The 24240-nt window shown below is 71.4% G+C and carries 21 protein-coding genes and 1 tRNA gene; 16 read left to right on the forward strand and 6 right to left on the reverse strand.

The genetic code is table 11. The features are described 5' to 3' along the window. The first annotated feature begins 13 nt into the window (after positions 1-13). The 5 genes from ACYVAG_RS13775 (at position 14) to ACYVAG_RS13795 (ending at position 6869) form a co-directional block, all read left to right on the forward strand. Positions 14-1597 carry a carbohydrate-binding domain-containing protein gene (locus tag ACYVAG_RS13775; protein ID WP_460770549.1) on the forward strand — a complete coding sequence of 528 codons (1584 nt, stop codon included), beginning with the start codon at positions 14-16 and terminating at the stop codon, positions 1595-1597. 303 nt (positions 1598-1900) lie between these two features. After that, positions 1901-3922 carry a HelD family protein gene (locus tag ACYVAG_RS13780; RefSeq protein WP_460770550.1) on the forward strand — a complete coding sequence of 674 codons (2022 nt, stop codon included), beginning with the start codon at positions 1901-1903 and terminating at the stop codon, positions 3920-3922. Positions 3923-4020: 98 nt separating this feature from the next. Beyond that, the gene (locus ACYVAG_RS13785) at positions 4021-4647 is read left to right on the forward strand and encodes a hypothetical protein (RefSeq protein ID WP_460770552.1); all 627 of its coding nucleotides are present in this window, start codon (positions 4021-4023) and stop codon (positions 4645-4647) included. Next, positions 4637-5344 carry a hypothetical protein gene (locus tag ACYVAG_RS13790; protein ID WP_460770554.1) on the forward strand — a complete coding sequence of 236 codons (708 nt, stop codon included), beginning with the start codon at positions 4637-4639 and terminating at the stop codon, positions 5342-5344. The genes ACYVAG_RS13785 and ACYVAG_RS13790 overlap by 11 nt, the downstream gene beginning before the upstream one ends. Before the next feature lie 70 nt (positions 5345-5414). Further along, positions 5415-6869: an aldehyde dehydrogenase family protein gene (locus ACYVAG_RS13795; RefSeq protein WP_460770556.1), complete on the forward strand. Its 1455-nt coding sequence runs from the start codon at positions 5415-5417 to the stop codon at positions 6867-6869. On the opposite strand, the gene ACYVAG_RS13800 is transcribed toward ACYVAG_RS13795, so the two are convergent. Genes ACYVAG_RS13800 through ACYVAG_RS13810 form a run of 3 tightly spaced genes read right to left on the reverse strand, consistent with a single transcriptional unit; the run spans position 6856 to position 10024 of the window. Continuing rightward, positions 6856-8220 carry an amidase gene (locus ACYVAG_RS13800; RefSeq protein WP_460770558.1) on the reverse strand — a complete coding sequence of 455 codons (1365 nt, stop codon included), beginning with the start codon at positions 8218-8220 and terminating at the stop codon, positions 6856-6858. The genes ACYVAG_RS13795 and ACYVAG_RS13800 overlap by 14 nt on opposite strands. Next, a complete protein-coding gene (locus tag ACYVAG_RS13805) occupies positions 8217-8909 on the reverse strand; it encodes a copper homeostasis protein CutC (protein ID WP_460770560.1) in 693 nt (230 codons plus the stop codon). The genes ACYVAG_RS13800 and ACYVAG_RS13805 overlap by 4 nt, the downstream gene beginning before the upstream one ends. Then, a complete protein-coding gene (locus ACYVAG_RS13810) occupies positions 8906-10024 on the reverse strand; it encodes a dipeptidase (RefSeq protein ID WP_460770562.1) in 1119 nt (372 codons plus the stop codon). The genes ACYVAG_RS13805 and ACYVAG_RS13810 overlap by 4 nt, the downstream gene beginning before the upstream one ends. Positions 10025-10095: 71 nt before the next feature. Here ACYVAG_RS13810 and ACYVAG_RS13815 point away from each other — a divergent pair, with 71 nt between their 5' ends. After that, positions 10096-11145: a hypothetical protein gene (locus tag ACYVAG_RS13815; RefSeq protein ID WP_460770564.1), complete on the forward strand. Its 1050-nt coding sequence runs from the start codon at positions 10096-10098 to the stop codon at positions 11143-11145. Positions 11146-11241: 96 nt separating this feature from the next. Here the strand turns inward: ACYVAG_RS13815 and ACYVAG_RS13820 are convergent, their stop codons facing one another. Further along, positions 11242-12510: an ArgE/DapE family deacylase gene (locus ACYVAG_RS13820; RefSeq protein WP_460770566.1), complete on the reverse strand. Its 1269-nt coding sequence runs from the start codon at positions 12508-12510 to the stop codon at positions 11242-11244. A gap of 73 nt (positions 12511-12583) precedes the next feature. Further along, entirely contained in the window at positions 12584-14209 is a 1626-nt protein-coding gene (gene groL, locus ACYVAG_RS13825; protein WP_460770567.1) for a chaperonin GroEL, read from the reverse strand. Positions 14210-14407: 198 nt separating this feature from the next. On the opposite strand from groL, the gene ACYVAG_RS13830 reads away from it, so the two are divergent. The 5 genes from ACYVAG_RS13830 (at position 14408) to ACYVAG_RS13850 (ending at position 17780) form a co-directional block, all read left to right on the forward strand. Further along, entirely contained in the window at positions 14408-14845 is a 438-nt protein-coding gene (locus ACYVAG_RS13830) for a hypothetical protein (RefSeq protein ID WP_460770569.1), read from the forward strand. A gap of 15 nt (positions 14846-14860) precedes the next feature. Further along, positions 14861-15739 (forward strand): hypothetical protein, encoded by an 879-nt coding sequence (locus ACYVAG_RS13835; protein WP_460770570.1) that lies wholly within the window; start codon positions 14861-14863, stop codon positions 15737-15739. After that, positions 15736-16320, forward strand: a complete 585-nt coding sequence (locus ACYVAG_RS13840; RefSeq protein WP_460770572.1) for a hypothetical protein — start codon at positions 15736-15738, stop codon at positions 16318-16320. Before ACYVAG_RS13835 ends, ACYVAG_RS13840 begins: the two co-directional genes overlap by 4 nt. 66 nt (positions 16321-16386) lie before the next feature. After that, positions 16387-16725 (forward strand): hypothetical protein, encoded by a 339-nt coding sequence (locus tag ACYVAG_RS13845; protein ID WP_460770573.1) that lies wholly within the window; start codon positions 16387-16389, stop codon positions 16723-16725. After that, positions 16722-17780, forward strand: coding sequence for a WXG100 family type VII secretion target (locus ACYVAG_RS13850; RefSeq protein ID WP_460770575.1), 1059 nt, complete (start codon positions 16722-16724; stop codon positions 17778-17780). The genes ACYVAG_RS13845 and ACYVAG_RS13850 overlap by 4 nt, the downstream gene beginning before the upstream one ends. Before the next feature lie 578 nt (positions 17781-18358). Here ACYVAG_RS13850 and ACYVAG_RS13855 read toward each other — a convergent pair. Further along, positions 18359-18661: a DUF3263 domain-containing protein gene (locus ACYVAG_RS13855; protein WP_460770576.1), complete on the reverse strand. Its 303-nt coding sequence runs from the start codon at positions 18659-18661 to the stop codon at positions 18359-18361. 169 nt (positions 18662-18830) lie between these two features. On the opposite strand from ACYVAG_RS13855, the gene manA reads away from it, so the two are divergent. The 5 genes from manA to ACYVAG_RS13880 all read left to right on the forward strand — a co-directional run bounded on the left by manA (position 18831) and on the right by ACYVAG_RS13880 (position 24131). Then, positions 18831-19997, forward strand: coding sequence for a mannose-6-phosphate isomerase, class I (gene manA / locus ACYVAG_RS13860; RefSeq protein WP_460770578.1), 1167 nt, complete (start codon positions 18831-18833; stop codon positions 19995-19997). A gap of 66 nt (positions 19998-20063) precedes the next feature. Continuing rightward, a tRNA-Thr gene (locus ACYVAG_RS13865) sits at positions 20064-20137 on the forward strand. A 60-nt stretch (positions 20138-20197) separates the two neighbouring features. Next, on the forward strand, positions 20198-22195 hold the full coding sequence (locus ACYVAG_RS13870; protein WP_460770580.1) for an acyltransferase family protein: 1998 nt from the start codon (positions 20198-20200) through the stop codon (positions 22193-22195). A 6-nt stretch (positions 22196-22201) separates the two neighbouring features. Continuing rightward, the gene (locus tag ACYVAG_RS13875) at positions 22202-23239 is read left to right on the forward strand and encodes a hypothetical protein (RefSeq protein ID WP_460770582.1); all 1038 of its coding nucleotides are present in this window, start codon (positions 22202-22204) and stop codon (positions 23237-23239) included. 85 nt (positions 23240-23324) lie between these two features. Next, a complete protein-coding gene (locus tag ACYVAG_RS13880) occupies positions 23325-24131 on the forward strand; it encodes a hypothetical protein (RefSeq protein ID WP_460770584.1) in 807 nt (268 codons plus the stop codon). The last annotated feature ends 109 nt before the right edge of the window (positions 24132-24240 follow it).

Genomic DNA, 24240 nt, shown 5'->3' on the forward strand with positions numbered 1-24240 from the left:
CCGAAGGAATCCCATGTTCTCCCTGCGCAAGTCCCTCGCCGCCCTCGCCCTCGCCGCCACGCTGACCGGCTGCTCCACCGGAGTGCTGACCGGGGCGGGGTCGACCACCGGCTCGACGTCGGGCTCCGTCGTCACCTCGACCCAGTCCGGGACCAGCGGCACCGCCACGTCGGTCGCCGATGCCCTGGCCCAGAACCAGAAGTCACACGCGTCGGCCGAGGATTCGGCCCTCGACGCCACCCGCACCACCATCGCCCTGACCGGATCGGCGGCCACGGTCACGGGCCAGGGCGCCACGGCGAACGGCGGCGTGGTCACGATCACCGCCCCGGGCACCTACGTGGTGTCCGGATCGCTCACCGACGGCCGGGTCGTCGTCGCCTCCGAGGCCGAGGGGACGGTCAAGGTCGTCCTCGACAACGCGTCGATCAGCTCGTCCACCGGGCCCGCGCTGCAGGTCGACAAGGCCGACGAGGTCTCGGTGATAATCGCCGAGGGAACGACGAACAGCCTGACCGACGGCGCCGCGTACGCCAACACGGCCGAGGGCGCGCCGAACGCGGCCCTCTGGACCGCGGCCGACCTGACGGTCACCGGCACCGGTGCGCTGACGGTGACAGGCGCGTACAACGACGGGATCAACGGCGCCGACGGCGTCCTGATCGAGTCGGGCAACGTCACCGTGACCGGCAAGGACGACGCGATCCGAGGCAAGGACTATGTGATCGTCACGGGCGGCACCGTGACGGCGAAGGCCAGCGGCGACGGCATCAAGTCAGACAACGAGGAGGTGGTCGAGCGCGGCTATGTCCTCGTCAGTGGGGGCGCCGTCGACATCACCGCGGGCCAGGACGGCGTCCAGGCGTTCACCGACCTGCTCGTCAGCGGGGGCAGCGTGGCGGTGACGGCGGGCGATGACGGCCTCCACTCCGAGACGCTGCTGGCGATCGACGACGGCACCGTCGACGTCCGGAAGTCCAACGAGGGTGTCGAATCAGCGACCATCCTGCTCGGTGGCGGCACGATCAACGTGGTCTCGGCCGACGACGGCATCACCGTCTCGGGCGCGGCGAACTCCAGCGGGGGCGGCGGCCGGCCCGGTCAGGCCTCGACAGTCGACAACGGCCAGTGGCTGAAGATCTCGGGCGGCACCGTGACGGTCGACGCCGCGGGCGACGGACTCGACGCGAACGGGTCCGCGATCATCTCGGGCGGCACGGTGACCGTCGCCGGACCGACAGACAACGGGAACGCCGCCACCGACGTCGACGGTTCGTTCACCACGACCGGCGGCACGCTGCTGGCCGTGGGGTCGTCCGGCATGGTCACGGCGCCCGCCACGACGTCCAGCCAGGCCTGGATCGCGGCCACGGCCCAGGGTCAGGCGGGAGCGAAGGTCGAGGTGGTCAGCAACGGCAGCGTCATTGCGACCTACACCGCGCCCAAGGCGTTCTCGTCGGTGATCTTCAGCTCCCCCGACGTGAAGACGGGAGCGTCCTATGAGGTGAAGGTCAACGGCACCTCGGCCGCGACCGTGCAGGCGATGCAGGCCCCGGCCGGGGGCATGGGCGGCATGGGGGGCGGCAAGCGCCGCTGACCCGAACGTTCTCCGAGCGAGCGCCGCCCACCCCGAACGTTCTCCGAGCGAGCGCCGCCCACCCCTAACGTTCTCCGAGCGAGCACCGCACCCCGAACGTTCTCCGAGCGAGCACCGCACCCCGAACGTTCTCCGAGCGAGCGCCAGCGAGTCGAGGAGCCGTCTCGGCCCCGGCCGCCTCGCTCGGAGAACGCTGCGTCCCCAACCCCCGCGGACTGCTAGAGTCGCCCCTCTCCCTGCTGGACCCGCCGGTTCCCCGGCGTCGGCACGCTGTCACGTGTCGAGCGGATGGAAGCAGTCCCCATGACCGACCCCGAACTGGCGCACGAACGCGCCCACCTGACCGAGTCGCGCGCGACCCTGCAGCGCATGCGCCAATCCGCCACGCGCCTGAAGGCCGACGGCGGTGACCGCGTGTCGACCGAGATCCTGCAGGAGGCCCTGTGGCGGCGCATGCGCGCGCTGGAGGACGACCCCGGCGTACCCCTGTTCTTCGGGCGCCTCGACTATGACGTCGCGCTGGGCGCCGACCATGACGAGCGGCTCTACATCGGCCGTCGCCACGTCGTCGGCGAGGCCGGCGGCGAGCCCCTGGTCATCGACTGGCGCGCCGGCATGGCGCTCCCGTTCTATCGCGCGCGCCCCGGCGAGCCCATGCGCGTACGCCGGCGCCGGCGGTTCGGCTTCTCCCACGGCGAGCTGACGGCGTACGAGGACGAGAACCTCGCGAACCCCGCCCAGCAAGGGCATTCCCACATCCTCGACGACGAGATCGAGCGCCCGCGCACGGGTCCGATGCGCGACATCGTGGCGACGATCCAGCCGGAGCAGGACGTACTCGTGCGCGCCGACCTCGCCCGGTCGCTGTGCATCCAGGGCGCCCCCGGCACCGGAAAGACGGCTGTGGGGCTGCACCGCGCGGCGTACCTGCTCTATGCGTTCCGGTCGCAGCTCGCGCGGTCGGGCGTGCTGGTGGTGGGACCGAACGATTCCTTCCTGGGCTACATCGGCGACGTGCTCCCGGCGCTCGGCGAGATCGACGCGCGGTCCGAAACCGTGACGTCGTTGGTGGAGCGAGCGACCGGGGTGACCGCCCGGACAGACGAAAACCCCGCGATCGCCGTGCTCAAGGGCGATCCGCGCCTGGCCACCGTCATCGCCAACGCCGTGTGGTCCCACCTCGCGCAGCCGACGACGACGCTGGTCGTGCCGCGCGGAGCCCACCAGTGGCGCGTGCCCGCGTACGTCGCGGAGGAGGCGATGGCGGCGATCCGCGACCGCGGCGTGCGGTATGCGGCCGGGCGCGACCTGTTGCCGCAACGCCTGGCCCACGAGGTGTTGCTGAAGATGGAGGCCGCCGGCGACTCCCCCGACGACCGCGTGCAGAACGCCGTGGCGCGGACGCGACCCATGAAGGCGTACATCGACAGGGTGTGGCCGGTCGTCGACGCCGCGAAGCTGGTGCTGCGCCTGCTGACGGACGCCGATTTCCTTGCCAGTGCTGCGAATGGCGTGCTCACCGACGACGAGCAGGCGGCCCTGCTGATGACGAAGCCCGCACGCTCGGTGAAGACCGCGCCCTGGACGCCGGCCGATGTCGTGCTCATCGACGAGGCGGCCGACGTGCTGTCCCGCACGCCCAGCCTTGGCCACGTGATCATCGACGAGGCGCAGGACCTGTCGGCGATGCAGCTGCGGGCGATCGGGCGGCGGGTGTCGACCGGGTCGGTGACGCTGCTGGGCGACCTCGCGCAGGCGACCACGCCGTGGGCGACGACGACGTGGGCGGATTCCCTGTCCCACCTCGGAAAGCCGCAGGCCGACGTCGAGGAGCTGGTCGCGGGATTCCGCGTACCGGGGGCGGTCATCGACTACGCCGCGCGGCTGCTGCCGGTCATCGCGCCGGGGCTGACGCCGCCCCACTCGATCCGGCGTACGCGGGGTGAGCTCGACCTGCGGCCCGGCGATCCGTACGCGAATCTGGGCGCCGCCGCCGGGCGCTTCGACGCCGCCGAGGGCACCGTGGGGGTGATCGTCGCCGACGCCGACGTGCCCGCGGCGCGGGCGGCGCTCGAGGCGGCGGGAGTGACCTACGAGCTGCTCGGCGCCGACGACGGGTTCACCTCCCACGTGCAGGTCGCGCCGGCGTCACTGGCGAAGGGACTCGAGTTCGACCACGTGGTGCTGGTCGAGCCGGCGGCCATCGTGGCGGGCGAACCCGACCGGGTCACGGGGCTGCGCCGGCTCTATGTCTGCCTGACCCGCGCGGTCACGTCCCTGGTGGTGCTGCACGGGCAGGACCTGCCCGACGAGCTGGGTGCCTAGGCCGCTGCACGCTCGTCGAGCCACGACCACCCGCCCAGTCCGAGGATTCTCCAATAGCCCATGTTGACACATATGTTCGCACTGGCGAACATATGTGTATGGAGATGACAATCGCCCAGGTCGCGCAGCAGTACGACCGCAGCGTGCGCCTTGTGCAGCGGTCGATTGCCGGAGGGCAGCTATCACCACTGCGCCTGGTCGGACGGCAGATCGTGATCGATGATGTGGCTGCGGTCGCGTGGTCGCGCTCATCCACGCGTGGACGCGCGTGGATGACTCGAACGAGAGAGGCCGCCCTCGACCTCTTGACCACCAGGACCACCACCGCACTCGTCGGGTCTGAACTCTCCCGACTCCGGTCTAGCCTCAGGACGATGACCGCAGCCCGGATGGCCCACGCGAGCGGCGGATTGGGACGGTGGGCGCGCTATCGAAAGCACGGCGAGGTTTCAGGCGTACCCGTGGGTCCCAGCAGCGCCTCGCTCCAAGAACTGGGAATAGTCGAGGGAGCATCATGGATGTCGTTCCTCGCCGTCCCCGATCTGGACGACTTCGAGATGTCCCACGACGTCATGCTCGACGCCGATGGTGACCTGGGAGTTCTCGAACGTGGAGCCAGTGACCTCAGGTGGGCCCGAGTCCTCCTGGACACCTATCTCCTGGGAGACGGGAGATCCAGTGCTGCGGCCGCTTCGCTTCTCGAGGAACGCGCCCGTGACCTCTGACCCCTTCGACCGGCTTGATGAGATCGCCGAGGCGCTTCCCTCGAGCCGCTGGATGCTGGTGGGTGGACTCATGGTCCACTGCCACGCCCTCAAAGCTGGCGTCGTCCACAATCGCCCCACCGACGACGCCGACCTCGTCGTGGCACTCCAAGCTGGCAGCTACGACGCAGCAGCGGCAACAATCCAGAGGCTCGGCTACCGGCAACACACGTCACTGGACCATAGGTCACCCTTCCACCGCTTCACACGGGCTGAGGGAGAGCATGTCGATCTCATGGCGCCGGAACAACAGTCCGTTCGATTTGCGGGACGACCGGTGGTGTCTGTTCCCGGTTCACGATCGGCGCTCAAACGCACTGTGGACTACTCCGCACCCGGTCACGTCGCCCTACGCCTTCCGGATCTGGGTTCCGCACTCTCTTTGAAAGGGGCTGCCTACGGTCAGCCGTCGCACAACGTGGTGCGGCACCTGCAGGACGGCGTCACTCTGTTCGCCTGTAGCGATGGCCGCACACTCGAACTTTCCAAGTCAATGCGATCCAACGTCAATCGCCTCATCGTCGGCCTGGAGCGAGTGGAAGCGTGGTCGTTGTCACCACTCCCCAATCGTCGGCGCGCCGTGAGGGCAATCACCCTCCTGCGTCCCGATTGGCAGCCACCCACCTTCGTGCTGCCGACCCGCTTCGGAAGGCCATGAACCACATCGCTCGCGCCACCACCCCCAAGACGATTCCCCTCCCCCGTCCGCGCGGCCTACGCTCGGCACCATGAACGCCCTGATCGACAACCTCCCGTCCGGCCTCCCCGTCGGCGATGACTGGGTCACCACGCCCACGACCGCGCCGGTCACCTTCCCGTTCGACGGCTCCACCGTCGCCGAGGCGCCCGTCGGCACCACGGAGCAGGCGTACGCGGCCCTCGACGCCGCCGAGGCCGCCCGCCCGGCCATGGCGAAGGCCACCGTCGGCGTACGCCGGGCCGTGCTGCAGGCCGTCGCATCCGCCGTGCGGGACAACGTGGACGCCCTCGAACAGCTGTTGGTCCTCGAGACCGGCAAGCCGCTGGTCGACTGCCGCGTCGAGGTGGCGCGCACGCTGTCGACGTGGGAGGCGGCGGCCGACGAGGTCTCCCACCTCGTGGGAGAGACGGTTCCGCTCGACCTCCAGCCGGCCGGCGCCGGCATGGTCGGCTATTACACGCGACGCCCGGCGGGCATCGTCGTCGGCATCGCGGGGTTCAACTATCCGCTGCTGCTCGCCTCCCACAAGCTCGCCCCCGCGATCGGCGCCGGTTGCCCGGTGATCGGCAAGCCCGCCCCCCAGACCCCGCTCGCCACCCTGTGGCTCGCCCGCGTCGTCCGCGAGGCCCTTGCCGCGCAGGGATTGCCGGAGTCGGCCTGCCAGCTCGTCACCGGCGGCGTCGAGGTGGGGGACGCGCTCGTCACCGACCCGCGCGCGGCCATCGTGTCGTTCACCGGCTCGGCCACCGTCGGCCACCTGATCGCGAAGAACGCCGCTCCGCGCAAGGCCCTGCTGGAGCTCGGGTCCAACACCGCCCTCATCGTCGCCGACGACGCCGACCTCGACCGCGCGGTCGACGCCGTGGTGCGCGGCGGGTTCTATGCCAACGGCCAGGCCTGCATCTCGGTGCAGCGACTGCTCGTCCACGACGCCGTCGCCGCCGACTTCCTGTCCCGGTTGGAGGAGCGGCTGCCCGAGGTCGTCGTCGGCGACCCGCGCGACACCGCCACGCGCGTCGCCCCGGTGATCGACGAGAAGTCGCGGCGCCGCATCGAGTCCTGGGTCCGTGCGGCGGTCGAGTCCGGCGCCCGCGTGATCGCCGGCGAGGACGGCTCGGAGGGCACCGGCGCGTTCCGCCCGACCCTGGTCGCCGACGTCCCCGGCGACGCCGACCTGTGGCGCGAGGAGGTGTTCGGACCCGTGGTCTGCGTACGCACCGTCGCGAGCGTCGACGAGGCCATCGACGTCGCCAACGATTCGCGCTACGGCCTGCAGGGGTCGGTGTACACCGCCTCGCTGGCCACCGCCTTCGCCGTGCTGGATCGCCTCGACGTCGGCGGCGTGGTCGTCAACGAGATCCCGGGGTTCCGCTCCGACGTCATGCCCTACGGCGGCGTCAAGGACTCCGGCATCGGCCGCGAGGGACCCCGCTGGGCCATGGAGGAGTTCACCGTGACCAAGATGGCGATCATCCGCCCCTGAGCGCGGCCTCCAGCCACCGCAGCGCCGCCACGACCCCGTCGTCGGCGCCCACCGGCGCGGCGACCTGGACGCCGACGCGCCGACCGTCGGGAAGGGCGCCCGCGTCCACCGTGCCGGCCGGCTGGCCGGCCGCGTTGTGGGGCACGGTGAACGCGATGTGCTGCATGGGCAGCGTCACGTCGTCGAACGGCATCGGTTGCTCCGCAGGGAATGCGGCCATCGGGGCGACCGGTGACAGCACGAGGTCGTACGCCTCCGTTCCCGCCCGCGTCGCCTTCGCGAGCTCGCCGAAACACGCGAGGTTGTCGACCGTCGTCGGCCCGTCGATGCCGTCACCACCCTCGGCCCACTCCTTCACCCACGGCAGCACGAGGTCCTGCTCCGCAGGCGTACGCCGCCGCAGGTCGGCCAGGGAACGCACGCGCCAGAAGGCGTCGATGCCGGCGAGGACCCGTTCGGTGAGGAACGGCCCGACCGGCTCGACGACGGCCCCGGCCGCACGCAGCACCGCCGCCGCGTTCTCCACCACCGCGAGGATTCCCGGGTCCGGCGGCGTCCCCTGACCGCCGTCGAGCTGCAGGCCCACGCGTACGCCGCGGGGATCGAACGCACGGTTCCAGTCCATCGGCGGATAGGGCCGCGCGCTGTGGTCGCGCGCGTCGGGCACCGCGATGACCTCCATCAGGGCGGCCACGTCACCGGCGCGACGCCCGAGTGGTCCGGCCGCCCGTGCGACGTAGGGCACGTCGAGCGGCACCAGCCCCTCCGACGGCTTGAGCGACGCCAATCCCTGCCACGTCGCGGGAAGCCGGATGGACCCGCCGATGTCGGTGCCGACGTGCATCGGCCCATAGCCCGCGGCCGCGGCCGTGCCTGCCCCGGCCGACGACCCGCCCGCGGTGAGCGTCGGATCGAGCGCGTTGCGGGTGATGCCGTGGCGGGAGGAGACGCCCGAGCTCAACATGCCCCAGTCCGGCATGGTCGTCGAGCCCACGATGACGCAGCCCGCCTCCTCCAGTCGGTCGACGATCGGCGCGTTCGCGGTGGCGATCAGCGGGTCGGGCAGCGCCGTCCCCGCAGCCAGCGGCCAGCCCCGTCGCGCGACGTTCTCCTTGATGGTCACCGGCACGCCGTCGAGGCGCGACAGCGGTCGCGATTTCTTCCACCGCAGCGATGCGGCATCGGCCTCGGCCCGCACCCGGTCGGGCTCGCAGCGCCACAGCGCATTCAGCTCGTCGTCACGCTCGGCCACCCGGGCCAGGACAGACTCCGCGACCTCGCGCGGGTCCAAGCTTCCGCTCGCGTACGCCGCACCCAGCTCGTCGGCCGACAGGTCACAGGGCTCGGTCACCGCGCCACCGCGTCGACGAGCGAGCGCCACGAACCCACGAGATCGCTGTCCACATAGGCCTTCCACGACCGCTGCGGCCGCGCGGACGAGCCGATGTGGAACGCGCGGACGCCGGACCGCGCCAGCCACGGCACGTGTTCGGGGAGCAGTCCCCCACCGGCCATGACCAACCCCGCCTCCTGCGGCGACGCCTTCGCCCGCGCCACGAGGTCGTCCAGCCCGTGGTCGACGTCGCGCGCCGAGCCCGCGGTGAGCACCTGGTCGAGCCGCGGCAGTGTACGCAGCGCCCGCCAGGCGCGGTCGGTGTCGAACGCGGAATCGACCGCCCGGTGGAAGGTCCAGGGCCACTCGCCGTCGGCGACCAGGGCGCCGCAGACCTCGAGGTCGACCTCGCCGTGGCCGTTGAGGAAGCCGAGGACGAGGCCGTCGGCGCCCGCGTCGACATAGCTCGCGGCCAGCCCGCGGAGGCGGGTGAACTCGCCGCCGTCGGTGCCGAACCCCTCGCGGAGCCGCAGCATCACGCGAACCTCGATGGACGTGGCCGCACGGATCTGCGCCACCACGTCGGGCGTGGGCGACAGCCCGTCATTCTCCATCGTGCCGACGACCTCCACGCGGTCCGCGCCCCCGGCCTCGGCCCGGCGCGCGTCATCGGCATGGAGGGCGATGACCTCCAACAACCCCGTCATGGCACGAGTGTGCCACTGACCTCCTCCACACGGCGGAAGGTGGCGACGATGTTGCGCCACCCGAGTTTCTCGAGGTCGTCGCGGCTCCAGCCGCGTTCGGCCAGCCGCGCCATCAGGCGCGGATAGCCGGCGACGTCCTCGAGGCCGGTCGGCAGGCTCGCGACGCCGTCGTAGTCTCCGCCCAGACCCACGTGGTCGACGCCCGCGACCTCGCGCACGTGTTCGACGTGGGCCACGACATCGTCGATCGTCACCTCGGGCTTGCGGTTGGCGGCGGTGAACTTCTCGGTGAAGGCGTCGTACGCGGGGTCGCCCCACGCGAGCCCCTCGGCCTCGGCCGCCGCCATCAGCTCGGCCGACCACGCGGCCGCGTCGGGCGAGACGAACTTCGGCACGAAGGTGACCATGCAGGTGCCGCCGCCGGCGGCCATGCGCTGGAGCACGTCTTCGGGAACGTTGCGTGGGTGGGGATTCACGGCGTGCGCCGACGAGTGGCTGAAGATCACCGGGGCCCGCGAGGCGTCGAGCGCGGCGTGCATCGTCGACGGCGCGGTGTGGGACAGGTCGACCATCAGGCCGATGCGGTTCATCTCGGCGACGACCGCGCGGCCGAAGCCGGTGAGCCCGCCGTGGCGCGGCTCGTCGGTCGCCGAGTCGGCCCAGTCGTTGTTCTCGTTGTGGGTCAGCGTCATGTAGCGCACCCCGAGCCGGTGGAACGACCGCAGCACCGCCCGGGAGTTGTCGATCGAGTGGCCGCCCTCGGCGCCGAGCAGCGAGGCGATGGGCCCGGATCCCTGCTCACACAGCGATGCGAGGCCGTCGGCCGTCGTGGTCAGGCGCAGCCGGTCGGGATAGCGCTCGACGAGGCGGTGGACGCAGTCGATCTGCTCGAGCGTGTCGCCGGCGAACGATCCCGTGGTCGGCGCGACATGCACGCCCGGCACGAACACCGACCAGAACTGGCCGCGTACGCCGCCCTCGGCCAGCCGCGGGAGATCGGTGTGCAGCTGGGGCTGGGAGGCTCCCACGTCGCACGCCTCGAGGTCGTAGCCATAGCCCTTCCGCAGGGCCCAGGGGAGGTCGTTGTGTCCGTCGACGATGCCGATGAGTTCCATGGCCCCACCTTGGCACAGGGCGGGCAGGTCACGATCGGGGCTCAGGAGGAGCGTGCGGAATCGCACGCTCGATGCGGTCTCGAGCACCCCAGGCGCCTCCGGGCCTCATCGAGCGTGCGATCCGACACGCCTCGGACGCGCTCACCGCGCGACTCGTACGCTCACCCCATGACACTCATCGGCCGACGCGCCCTGCTGTCGGGTCTGACGCTGGCCCCGCTGGCGGTCGTCGGCTGCACCGGCACGGGCGCGAAGACCCCCGGCCGGCCCGCACCCACCCGAGGCCGACTCCCCTGGGCAGGGCCCGCCACGCCGACGACGATTCCGAGACCGCGACGCTGCGGGAGGCCGTCGGCGACCAGGTCGGTCTGCTGCTGATCGACGGCGAGTCGCTGTTCGTCCGCGATGTTCGTGGCACGGCCCACCGCCTCCGCGGCGGCGCGGTCGAGCGGCTCACCGACAACGCGGTCATGGTCCCCTACGGCAGCAGGACCCCGTTCGACCTGGGCGCGTTCCCGCTCCCAGAACTCCGCCGCCGCCTGCGCGCCGAGCCGGGGCGACAGGCGATGGTCCGCACCGTGACCGTGGAGGGGCCTGCGCTCCAGTTCGGGACGGGGCTGGCGTCGCTGGACCTGTCGAACGAGGTCGTGGCGGATGTGCAGGAGACGTGGCTGACGGGATGGCGAAGCTTTGCGCCTCACGGACTCGATTCCCCCGCAGGACTGACATCCGGACTCGCCGAACTCGCCCGAGCCTCGGGGCCGACCATCAACGGATTCGCCTTCGACCTGCGCCAGCTCGTGGTCAACGAGAAGTTCGACATCGTCATGTCCATGGACGCCATCTCGGGTGTCCGCTGGATCGAAGCCGAATCCCTCCCCCTCCACACAGCGCCGGCCGAGGGCAGCGGCGGGGAGTCCTTCCCCAGTCACCTCGTGACCGGCGCTGCCCTGATGCGCATCACCTTCGAAGTGCTGCACAAGCACCCACTGGCCCGCTACTTCTCCGCCCGCGGCACCATGACCCGCGGCACCTTCGGCTATCAGCTCACTGCCGAGACCCCGCTCGGCCGGCTGGTCGGGGAGGCGGACGCCGATGGGAAGGTCACGTCCCTGCGCTGACTGCGCCGACGGACCCTCGGGCCGCCATGACCACGGGGGGCGCTTCGACTCGCTGGCGCTCGCTCAGCCAACGCCCTCCCCAGCCCACGGCCGTCCTCACACGTGCCCCTCCAGCCTCCGCACCGCCAGCACCGTCAACACCTGTGCCGTCCGCGCCACCTCGTCCAGCGGCACCTGCTCGCGCGGCGCATGGGCCATGCGTACGTCGCCCGGCCCGAAGTGCAGCGTCGGGATGCCCCCGACGCCCGCGTACAGCCGCAGGTCCGACCCGTACGGGCCCGCCGCGCGCTCCAGCCGCTGCCCCGTCACGGTCTCGATCGCCGCGCTCGTCTCCTCGATGAACCCGTGCCCGTCCGGTGTACGCCCCGGCGCGAACTGGCCGCCCGGCCACGTCAGCCGCGGGCGGTTCTCGCTCAGCCACGGGTCGCGCGCGCAGGCCTGCGCGATCGCCTCCTCGAAGTCCCGGCGCGCGTCGGCCGGGTCCTCGCCGAGCCGCACGCCGTAGCGCCCCTCGGCCACCAGCAGGTCCGGGACCGACGACGCCCAGTCGCCCGCGTGCACGTGGCCGACGGAAATGCCATAGGGCAAGGGGTTTCCCGCGAACAGCGGGTCGATGTCCTGGTTGCGCCGCGCCTCGAGCTCGCGCATGGCGAGGTGCAGCGGCCAGTACGCCTCCACCGCCGACACACCCTCCAGCCGGGCCGATCCGTGGGCCGCCCGACCGGGCACCTCGAGCCGAAACGTGAGCGCGCCGGCCGTCGCGGTGACGATTCGGTTGCTCGTCGCCTCGGGGATGATCGCGGCCTCGCCGCCGTGTCCGCGGCGCAGCGTCGCGAACGCGCCGAGCCCGCCGTCCTCCTCGCTCACCACGCAGTGCACGGCGAGCGCCCGCTCGAACCGGAGCCCCGAGGCCTGAAGCGCCTTCGTCGCCGCGAGGATCGCCGCCAGCCCGCCCTTCATGTCGCAGGCGCCGCGACCGTGCAGGACGCCGTCGACGATCCGCGCGGCGAACGGGTCGGCCCCGCCCCACTTGGCCGGGTCGCCGATCGGCACGACGTCGACGTGGCCCTGCATCACCAGCGCCGGGTCGCCCTCCCCCGCCGTCGCCACCAATCCGTACGCCTCGCTCCGGTCCACCTCGGTGCCGGGGAAGCCCGGGTCGCCCATGGCCTCGCCGAGGTCGATCTTCCACGCGTCGACGTCCAGGTCGAGCCGACGCAGGCGCTCGGCGAGGTCGTGCTGGATGTCGGACTCGGCGTCGGTGCCGGTCACCGAGGGGATGCGGACGAGATCCACGAGGGTCGCGATGAGGCCCTCGTGGTCGATCGCGTCGACGGCGCGGCGCTCGGCGGTGGTCAGCTCCATGGCCGCACGCTAGCGCGAAAAGAGGCGGCCCCCTGTCGGGGACCGCCTCCTGGTTTCGCTGGTGGTGCCGGACTCAGAAGTCCATGCCACCCATGCCGCCGTCGGCGCCGGCCGGCATGGCCGGGGTCTTCTCCGGCTTGTCGGCGATGACGGCCTCGGTGGTGAGGAACAGGGCCGCGATGGACGCCGCGTTCTGCAGCGCCGAGCGCGTCACCTTGGCCGGGTCGATGATGCCGGCCTTCAGCATGTCGACGTATTCGCCGGTCGCGGCGTTGAGGCCCTGGCCCGGCTCGAGACCGGCGACCTTCTCCGCCACGACGCCGCCCTCGAGGCCGGCGTTGATGGCGATCTGCTTCAGCGGCGCGGAGCACGCGGTGAAGACGATCTGGGCGCCCACGGCCTCATCACCGGTGAGGCTGGAGACGTCGGCCTTCTTGGCCGCCTGGATCAGCGCGACACCGCCGCCGGGGACGATGCCCTCCTCGACGGCCGCCTTGGCGTTGCGGACGGCGTCCTCGATGCGGTGCTTGCGCTCCTTGAGCTCGACCTCGGTGGCCGCGCCGACCTTGATGACGGCCACGCCGCCGGCCAGCTTGGCGAGGCGCTCCTGCAGCTTCTCGCGGTCATAGTCGGAGTCGCTGTTCTCGATCTCGTTGCGGATCTGCTGGACGCGACCCTGGATCTGGTCGGAGTCGCCCGCGCCCTCGACGATGGTGGTCTCGTCCTTGGTGACGAGCACCGAGCGCGCCTGGCCGAGCAGCTCGACTGTGACGGCGTCGAGCTTGAGGCCGACCTCCTCCGAGATGACCTGGCCACCGGTGAGGATCGCGATGTCGCCCAGCATGGCCTTGCGGCGGTCGCCGAAGCCCGGGGCCTTGACGGCGACCGACTTGAAGGTGCCGCGGATCTTGTTGACGATCAGGCCGGCCAGCGCCTCACCCTCGACGTCCTCGGCGATGACGACGAGCGGCTTGCCCGACTGCATCACCTTCTCAAGCACCGGCAGGAGGTCCTTGAGGCCCGAGACCTTCGAGTTGACGATCAGGATGTAGGGGTCGTCGAGCACCGTCTCCATGCGCTCGGCGTCGGTGACGAAGTAGGGCGAGATGTAGCCCTTGTCGAACCGCATGCCCTCGGTGAGCTCGAGGTCGAGGCCGAACGTGTTCGACTCCTCGACCGTGATCACGCCCTCCTTGCCGACCTTCTCCATCGCCTCGGCGATGATCTCGCCCACGGTGGTGTCAGCGGCGGAGATCGACGCGGTGGCGGCGATCTGCTCCTTGGTCTCGATGTCGGTGGCCATCGCGAGGAGCTGGTCGGAGATCGCCTTGGTGGCGGTCTCGATGCCCTTCTTCAGGCCCATCGGGTTGGCGCCGGCGGTGACGTTGCGCAGGCCCTCGCGCACCATCGCCTGGGCCAGCACGGTCGCGGTGGTGGTGCCGTCACCCGCGACGTCGTCGGTCTTCTTGGCGACCTCCTTGACGAGCTCGGCGCCGATCTTCTCGTACGGCTCCTCCAGCTCGATCTCCTTGGCGATGGAGACGCCGTCGTTGGTGATGGTGGGGGCGCCCCACTTCTTCTCGAGCACGACGTTGCGGCCCTTCGGGCCGAGGGTGACCTTGACCGCGTCGGCGAGCGTGTTCATGCCACGCTCGAGCCCGCGGCGGGCCTCGATGTTGAATTCGATGAGCTTTGCCATGGTGTTCCGGGAGTCCTCCCTCGGGGGCCTGTGGCCCCGGTGGTCAACATGTCGTACGCCAAGGCGATGCCCGCGACGGACGGCGCACTGGCGCCTCACCCCACTTGACGGTGGCACTCTCCACTGGGGAGTGCTAACCCCATTTTTAGCACTCGCCCCCTGCGAGTGCAAACAGTTGGGGGCGACCAGAATGGCCCCGTGACCCACCTGTCCCTCCCGCTCCGCGCGCGTCGCGCCGCGAACCTGCTCAACCTCGCCACCCCGTTCGGGCTGCTGGTGGCGCGAGCGGGCGGGGCCCGCGTACGCCCGGGTCCGCGCGGCCTCCTGATCGCCGAGGGCTATCGGCTCCCCTTCCCGTACGCCGGGGCCTTCACGGTCGGCAACGTCGTCGTGGTGCGCGGCGACCTGGCGGCGCTGGCCCGCTGGCACCCCGACGCGCTGCGCCACGAGGACGAGCACGCGTGGCAGTGGATGGCCTGCCTCGGGCTGCCGTTCCTCCCCCTCTATGGACTCGCGGTCATCGCCTCGGTCGCCGTCGGCGGCGACCGCGCCGCCCACAACCCGTTCGAGCGCGCGGCCGACCTGGCCCGCGGCGGATATGCGTCGCGTCCGCCCCGCTGGCTGCGCCCCCGCTGACCTAGGCTGCCGGGCGTGACGACACCGCCGAACCCGCCGCCCCTGCCCGACCCGCGCCGCATCCTCGCGAAGATGAACGCCGACGTCCGCGCGTTCGAGGCCCGGGCCCGGCGCACCAACGACGCGCTCGCCGCCTCCGCGGTCGAGGCCGTGGGCGACGCGTGCACCGTACGCATGCTCGGCGCCCACCTCGTCGGCATCGCCTTCCACGACCAGGCCCTCGCGCTCAGCCCGGCCCAGCTCGCCGAGGAGGTGCGCCGCACCGTCGCCGAGGCGACCGTGCGGGCCAACCGGTCGTCGGCCGACGTCGTGCGCCACGCGTTCGGCGACGAGGCGGCGGCCGCCGGGGTCGAGGCCGCCCTGCCGGACGACCTCGCCGAGGAGCGCGACCGGCTCGCGCGGGACACGACCGACGCGACCGACGGCGACCCGTCGCCGCTGCGACCCATGACCCTCGAGGAGCAGGAGGACCTGCTCGACGACCTGCTGAACCGCATGGACGCCGACGACGAGTCCGTCGACATCCGCGACATCGCGCGCGAGCTGGACTATGCGCGGAATCGGTCGGTGGGTGCACCCGAAGACCAGCAGGCGCTGTTCCTGGCCGAGATGGACCGGCTCAAGGCCAACGCGGCCGCGCTCCCCCGGCTCGTGCAGTCGGTCGAGGGCACCGCCGGGTCCGAGGCCGTCGAGATCACGGTGAACGCGGCCGGCGCGCTGCTGTCGACGCGCTTCCGCGCCGCCTTCACCCGCCTCGAAGCCGAGGCGCTGGCCGCCGACTTCCTCGAGACGTACGCGGCCGCGCGCACCGAGGCGGGCCGGCGACTCACCGAGGAACTGGGTGACAGCGGGCTCGACGTGCCCGACGACGTACGCCGGGGCCTCGGCCTGTGAGCTCGCCCGGGGCGGCGTACGCGCGGTTGGACGCGCGGCTGCGTACGGCACGGATCGTGGCGATCGTGCTGGGCGTGGTGTCGCTGTCGGCCGCGGCGTACGCGGCGGTGGCGGCGGGGCACTTCCTGGGGTTGCAGCCGTCGTCGCCGTTGCTGCGCCGCGGTGAGGCGGTGGTGCGCGAGTGCCAGGCGGACGCGAGCCAGTTCGGGCTGATGCAGCGGTGCCCGGCGACCGTCACGTGGGAGCCGGAGTCAAAGCGGGCCCGGAAGGGGATGCGTGACAAGGCCGAGGTCGTGGTGGAGGCGCGGCGGGCGGTGTCGGGGCGGGTGGCCGTCGAGTCCTATGAGGACACGTGGTCGATCGGGACCTCGAACATGCCGGACACCGAGGTCGTGATGGTTGCCGGCGACCACCGGCGCGCGGGCGAGGGCGTGGCGGCGCTCTGCGTACTCGGGGCGCTGGCGGTGCCGGTCGTGGTGACGGGGGTGGCGTCGCGGGCGTTGGGGGCGGCGGCGCGACGCGACGCCGCACGGGCCGTGGAAGGGGAAGGTTCCGAGCCGCGGGGCCGCCGGATCGCCTGAGATCGGACTTGGCCCGCCCTAGGCTCGGAGCTCCGAAGCACTCCTCCACCGTGAAGGGATGAGCTCATGACCGAGTCGTTCTCCGTCGCCGAGATGCGCACCCACCAGGCCGCGCTGGAACAGGTCGACAGCTCGACGCAGGGCCTGGTCGGCAAGGCGTCCGACACCGGCATCGGCGACTGGCAGATGTATGGGCTGTTCGCCAGCCCGATCGTCTGCCCCATCCTGTCGATCGGCGACCTCGCCCATGGGCACACCATCTCCGAGCTCGGCAAGGTGACCCAGGCCGTCGCGGAGGGGTTCAAGACCACCGCCGACCTCTACGAGGCGACCGAGAAGAGCAACGTCGACCTCGGCAGGGCGATCGGCAACGAGATCTCGACCATGGAGAGGCGCTCCCGATGACCGCGAACCCGATCCCCGAGGTGAAGGTCGGCGCGGCGACCGTCACCATCCCGATCTACAACGACCTGTCGAACGCCTGCAAGCACTGGACCGACGGCGAGGCCAGCATCGGCGACGTCACGGCCGTGGGCGACATCGCCCTTGGGGTGTTGGGGGTGGCGCTCGACCCGCTCGGCGCGCTGGTCGGGGCGGCCGTGGGGTCGTTGATGGACATCCTCGTGAACAACATCTCGTGGCTGAAGGAGAGCATGGACTTCCTCCTCGGCAACCCGGACGCCATCTGGGCCCACGCGCAGAAGTGGGAGAGCCTGTCGGGCGAGTTCGCGGGCGTCGCCAACACCCACGCGGGCACGGCGGGTCAGCTGCCGACGTGGAAGGGCCCGGCGTCCGACGGCTACACGCAGGTGCTGGAGAACGTGAACCAGAACTTCCGCGCGGCCCACGGGGCGGCGAAGAAGATGGCCGACTGGGTGTCGACCGCGGGCACGGTCGTGGCGATCTTCCGCGACACCATCTGGAACCTCTGCAAGCAGTTCGTCACGGAGGTCGTGACGGCGGCCATCCTGGCGGCGGCGGCCGCGGTGCCGTCGGTCGGCGCGTCGATCGCGGCGTTCACGGGCTGGTTCGCGACGAAGATGGCGGTCATCGGGGCGAAGGTGGCGTCGAAGATGGCGAAGCTGATGCGGATCCTGTCAAAGCTCGCGAAGAAGATGGGCATGAGCAGCAAGCTGTTCGACGACGCGGCGCGGGCCCTGTCGAAGGTATCGCAGAACCTGCTGCGCACGGCGCGGCAGAACATCGCGGCGGGGCGTACGCGGCCGGCGACCTCCGGGCGGCACGCGAGGCCGAACGACACGATCGGGCTCAGTCCGGAGATGCCCGGCAAGACGTCGGCCAAGGACCTGTTCGGTGAGCGCGGGGCCGACATCTATGACCAGATCAAGGACACCAACAAGAACGTCGTGAAGCCGATCGACAAGGGCCAGACGAAGGGCACGAACGAGTTCGACGACGAGTTCGACGGAAAGGACCCGATCCGAGGGATCGAGCGGTGAGGGGCGGGTGGTGACCCGCTCCGGCCTGACGGTGACCCAACTTGTGCACACCGCTGCACGAGTTGTGCCGACACGCCGGGGCCATCACGCAATACGTGCACACGGAACGAACGGGCCTTGGACCTGGCCGGGTCGGCCTGGCCGTGGAAAGCGCGCAGGTGTGCGCAACACGCGGGAGGATCGGGCGCTGACCGCGCGAAGAGAGCACAGGTGTGCACGTTCCGCTGACCTGCGCGCTCCTGACCGGATGGGTGGGGAACAGATGCCGGGAGTACGCGGCACCAGGCGCCCACCCGACCGGTCAGCGTGAGAGATCTGAACATCGGTACGCCGGCCCTCGGAGACTCGCCGACTCGGTCGACCAAACCCCTCCGTGGTCGACCAAACCCCGACTCGGTGAACCAAACCCTCACAGGTGCGGGGGTTTGCTCAACCAACGGGGTTTCCTCACCGCACGAGAGGTTCCTCGAACCACCACGCGCTCGCCCAACGCAAACTGCACAAGTGTGCACTTTTCACGAGCTGGCGCGGAGCCCTGCCGCTCCTGGCTGCCCTCGCTCGGAGAGCGTCCCGCCCGACTACTTGTCCAGTTCGAACCCGAGCCGTCGCGCCGACCTCGCCCGCTGGCGCGTCGACCGCAGCCGCCGCAGACGCTTCACCAGCAACGGGTCGTGGGCCAGCGCCTCGGGCTTGTCGATCAGCGCGTTCAGCACCTGGTAATAACGTGTCGCCGACATCTGGAAGCGCTCGCGAATGCCCTGTTCCTTGGCTCCCGCGTACTTCCACCACTGGCGCTCGAAGTCGAGGATCTCGGCGTCGCGGGCGCTCAGGTCGGACGGGCGGCCCGAGGACGCGGGATGGGCGTTCACGGCTTCAGACATGGCTCCATCCTACGGTCTAATCACACTGCTGTCATTACCTCGGCGCGTCGCCTCGGGACACCTCGGCGCGTCGCCTCTGGACACCTCGACGCGTCGCCCCTGGACGCCGCCGGACCCCACCCAGGACCCCCGCGTTACGATCACACGAAGCGCGAGACAGGAGTGACGCATGTTCCGGATCGACGGGGTCGTCCAGGCCTACGACTGGGGTTCGACCGACGGGATCCCGGGCGTGCTCGGCACCGAACCGACCGGCGAGCCCCAGGCCGAACTCTGGCTCGGCGCCCACCCCAAGGCACCCTCCACCGACCCAGACAACGACCACACCCCGCTCGACGCCCACCTCGACGCCCACCCCGACCAGCTCGGCGCCGCCACCCGCGAACGCTTCGGCGATCGCCTTCCCTATCTCCTCAAGATCCTCTCCGCCGACCGGGCCCTGTCGCTGCAGGCCCATCCCTCGCGCGAGCAGGCCGAGGATGGCCACGCCCGCGAGGACGAGGCCGGCGTACGCCCGGACGCGCCCGACCGCAACTACCGCGACACCTGGCCCAAACCCGAAGCGATGGTCGCGCTGACCGAGTTCCACGGCCTGTGCGGGTTCCGCGACCCCGCGCGTACGCGGGCGCTGGTCGACGCGCTCGGCGTCCCCGCCGCCAGCGAGCTCGTGGAGCCGCTCACCGACAACGACGGCCTCGCCCGCGTGTTCCTCGAGATCCTCGCGCTGGCCGACCAGGAGGGCGACGTGGTCGCCGCCGTGGTCGAGGCCGCCCGCGCCCACGCCGGCGACGACTCCGAACTCGGCCTGCTCTGCCGGACGGCCGTCGAGCTCGACGAGCACTACCCCGGCGACCCCGGCATCCTCGCCGCTCTCCTCCTCAACCGCATCCACCTGGCCCCGGGCGAGGCCTTCTTCATGCCGGCCGGGAACCTCCACGCCTACCTCCACGGCACCGGCATCGAGATCATGGCGGCGTCCGACAACGTCCTGCGCGGCGGCCTGACCTCCAAGCACGTCGACATCGACGAGTTGGCCCGCGTGGTCGACTTCCGCCCCGGACTCCCCGCCCCGGTCGTCGCCGAGCCCGTCGCCCCGGGCGTACGCCGCTTCACCACCCCCGCACCGGAGTTCGCCCTCTTCGAGGTCACCGGCGAGGCCGACCTCCCCGCGCCCGACGGTGCCCGGATCGTCCTCGTCGTCGAGGGCGAGGCCACGCTGACCGGCCCGAGCGGCGAGCTCACCCTGCCCCGCGGCGCCGCCGCGTTCGTGCCGGCCGGCGAGGACGTCGGCGTACGCGGGTCCGCGCGCACGTTCGTCGCCGCCCCCGGCGCCTGACCTCCCGACCCTCCCGCGCCCGGCATTTCCGCTGTGCCCCGCCGACCGGGCACAATGGTTCGCGCTGCCCCTGTAGCTCAGTCTGGTAGAGCGTCGCTCTTGTAAAGCGAGGGTCGCGGGTTCGAATCCTGTCGGGGGCTCTGGGTATGGTCGTGCGTGCCCCGCGTCCCCCCTGAAAGGTCACCCGTGAAAGGTCACCCGTGAGCCGACCTGACGCCAGCCCCGCCTCCGGCCGGGGTCAGCGCCGCCAGGAGATCCACGGGCTCCGCGGGTTGGCGATCGCGCTGGTCATCGCCTACCACCTGTGGGGCGTGGGCCGGGTGTCGGGAGGCGTCGACATCTTCCTGATGATCTCGGCCTACCTGATGACGTTGAGCTTCGTGCGCCAGGGTGAGCGGTTCGACGCCGGCAGCTTCCTCGTGCGCCGCTTCCGCCAACTCCTCCCCCAGGCGGCCGTGGTCATCGTGGCGACCGTGATCGCCTCGTTCGTCCTCCTCGCCCCGACCCGCATGCCGGTCGTCATCGACCAGTCCCGGGCCTCGCTGCTCTACTACCAGAACTGGGTCCTGATCGACCTGGCGACCGACTACAACTCGCCCGACCGCTCCGGCACCAGCCCGCTGCAACACTTCTGGTCGCTGTCGATGCAGGGCCAGGTGTTCGTCGCCTGGGCGCTCGTGATGGCGCTGGCGGCCGGTCTGGCGAAGGCGCTGAAGATCCCCGTCCGGGCGACCCTGACAGCCGTGTTCGGGTTGCTCGCGCTCGCGTCGATGACCTACGCGTTCCGCCTCGTCGCGACCAACCCGGTCGGCGCCTATTTCAACACCTTCGCCCGGATCTGGGAGTTCGCGCTCGCCTCGCTGTTGGCCCTGGCCCCCGGCGTACGCCTGGCTCCGCCGCTCGCCCGCGTCCTCGGCTGGGCCGGGCTGGCGGCGATCGTCACCTGCGGCATGACCGTCGGCCGGATGCCGTTCCCGGGACCGGCCGCGCTGCTGCCGTCGCTGGCCGCGGCGGCCGTCGTGCTGGCCGGCTCCGGTCGAGGTGACCGGTCCACCGCGGCGTGGTGGCTGTCCACGCGTCCGTTCAAGTTCCTGGGCGACCGCGCGTACGGGCTCTATCTGTGGCACTGGCCCATCTACATGATCTGGCTCGGAGCCACGGGCGAGACCTCGATCGGTGCCCTCGGCAGCCTCGTGGTGATCGTGCTGGCCGTCGCCCTGGCCGACCTGTCGACGCGCGTGATCGAACGGCGCTTCAACCAGTGGGGCGTGTTGCAGACCTGGCCGGCGGGGCTGGTGACGATCGCGACGATCGTGGCGGTGGTCTTCGGCGGCGTCCAACTCGCCCGCCGCCCGGTCGAGCGGGCCGTGGACCGTCCCCCCGTCGCCCCGGCGGGCGGCGGCGCGGCGGCGGCGACGCCGGGCGTACGCCTCCCGACGGGTCAGCCGCGACGCGACATCGCCCCCGGCGACGCCAAGGTGGCCGACGACTGGCCCGACTTCCCCGCCTGCCCGCCGAACCTCGACCCGGCGCCGCCCGGCGGGATCGAGTGCAGCGAGATCCCGGCGAACGGCGCCCCGGCCAGGACCGTGGTGCTCGTCGGCGACTCCCACTCCAAGCAGTGGGTCTCAGCCCTGCTGCCGATCGCCAAACAACACAACTGGCGCGTGCTCTCGTTCATCCGGCCCCGGTGCCGGGTGGCGCTGCCCAACAAGTACGCCGACCAGGGCTGCGTCGACTACGGACGCGCGTCCGTCGACTACATCACCCGAGCCCGGCCCGACCTCGTCCTGAGCGTCGGCACCCGCTCCCATGCCGACCAGTCCGGCGAGGAGGCCGTCGAGACCTATTCCGAGGTGATGCGCCCGGTGCTCGACGCCAACATCAGGGTCGTCAACATCCGCGACAACCCGCGGTGGTCGTTCAAGGTCCCCGAGTGCGTCCAGCAGTTCGGGTCCGACCTCGGCCGCTGCACCCGCCCCGTGTCGGAGAAACTCGCCCCGGTCTCCCCGCTGATGGCGCTCGACCCGCGCATGGGCCAGATCGACCTCACCGAGCAGATCTGCCCCGGCGGCGTCTGCAACGCGGTGATCGGCGACACCTACGTCTACATGGACGACAACCACCTCAGCCGCACCTACGTCCAGACGCTGCGCCCAGCACTCGAGGAGCAGCTGTTCTGGGCCCTCGGGCGATAGGTCGCCATGGCGAAACACCACCTCCGCCCCGGCGCCGTGACCGCTCTGGTCGTTGCCGCCCTCGCCCTGCTGCTGGGCGGGCGCGCCGACGCCCCGTTGGTCATGGCGCCCCTGCGCACCGCGCCCACCAGCCCCCCGCGTACGCCGGGGTCGGCGCCTGCCACCGAGGGCGACCGCCTCGCCGAGACCGCGACGCTGCGGCGCACCACGGTCGGCGGGAAGGTGATGCACTACTGCGCGAACGGATCGATCGACACGCCGTTGGCCAACGTGGAGCGCGTGGTGTTCATGATCCACGGCAACGACCGCCAGGCGTGCGCCGCCGCCCGCACGGTCCTCGCGGCCGGCTCGCGCGACCAGGTGCGGCGCACCCTCGTCGTCGCACCCCGCTTCCCCACCCTCGAGGACCGCGTCGACGCCCGCAGCGACCTCCACTGGTCGTTCTACGGGTGGTCCCAGGGCGACGCGTCGCTCAATGACGACGCACCCCAGAGCTCGTACGCGGTCCTCGACGAGTTGCGCCAACGCGTCGACGCGCCGGTGGAGGTCGTGGCCGGGTTCTCCGGCGGCGGGCAGTACGTGAACCGCTATGCGGCGGGATCGCCGATCGAGGCGACCCGCTATGTGGTCGCGAATCCGTCGTCGTACCTGTATTTCAGCCCGGTGCGGCCAGGCGGCGACCCGCGGGTGATTTCGGGCTGCCCCGCGTACGACAGCTATCGCTATGGCCTGAACGGCCTGAACCCCTACATGGCGCAGTCGGGGGCGGACGAACTGCGGCGACGGTATGCCCGCCGCGAGCTCGTCTATCTGCTCGGCGACGCCGACAGCGACCCGCGGTCCGCGTCGATGGACAAGGAGTGCGGCGCGATGGCCCAGGGGCCGAACCGCTTCGAGCGGGGACGGCGCTATTGGACGTACCTCCCGTCGGTCTTCGGGGCCCGCATCACCGACCGGCAGTCGATGTCGGTGGTACGCGGGGTCGGCCACGACGGAGGCGGCATGATGGGCGACGCGGCCGCGCGGAAGGCCCTGTTCGGATGAGCCGGTGCGGATGAGACAGTCATCCCTGGACGAGCGCACGCGCGAGGGTGACGCCACGCCACCCACGGGGAAAGGAGCAGGGCCGGTGATCGAACGCCTCTGGCAGCCCATCGTGTTCGCCCTGGTCGGTGTCGGGCTCATCCTGTGGGGCGTGTCGATGGATCCGGCCCAGGTCGAGTGCGGATCCCGGCCGATCGCACCCGGCCAGGTGTGCGACATCGTCGGCAAGAGCGGATCGGTGCGCAAGACCTATGAGGACCTCATGGCCGAGAAGCAGACCCAGCGGCTGATGTTCCCCGCCGCGGGCGCGGTCGTGCTGGTCGGGGCGGGCGTGTGGATGGCGCTGGCGCTGAGGCGGCCGAAGAAGAACGCGGCGCCGACGTCCGCGGCGACTCCGCCGTCGGTGGAGGGCCGGGGACCCCAGGCGCACGCGGGACCGCAGGCGCAGCCCGGCGCTCCTTCACCGCATCCCCAGGTTCCCCCGCAGCCCCGCCAGCCGCAGGGCTGGCAACACGCCCACGGGGCCTCGACCGTCTCGCGGCGCTCTGCCAGCGCGCCGGCGCCCACCCACGCGGGCACGGCCCCGTCGAGCCAGGACACGCCACCCCGCCAGCCGGCCGAGCCTCGCCGCTGGACGCCGCAGGGGCCGGGCCCGGGCGTACCGCCCCCGCAGTTCGGCCAGCCCCAACAGTTCGGTCAACCCCAACAGTTCGGCCAGCCCCAACAGTCCGGCCAGCCCCAACAGTCCGGCCAGCCCCAACAGTCCGGCCAGCCCCAACAGTCCGGCCAGCCCCAACAGTCCGGCCAGCCCCAACAGTCCGGCCAGCCCCAACAGTCCGGCCAGCCCCAACAGTTCGGCCGGCCACCGGCCGCGCCGCCGCCTCACCGCTGACGAGGCGAATGAGCAGGGGTCTTCATGGACGATCTGCAGAGATCGGTCCACTCGACCCCGAAAAGGCCCCCAACGTTCCAATCTCTGCACATCGTCCAGCGCTCAGAGC

This window comes from Mariniluteicoccus flavus (assembly GCF_054776655.1).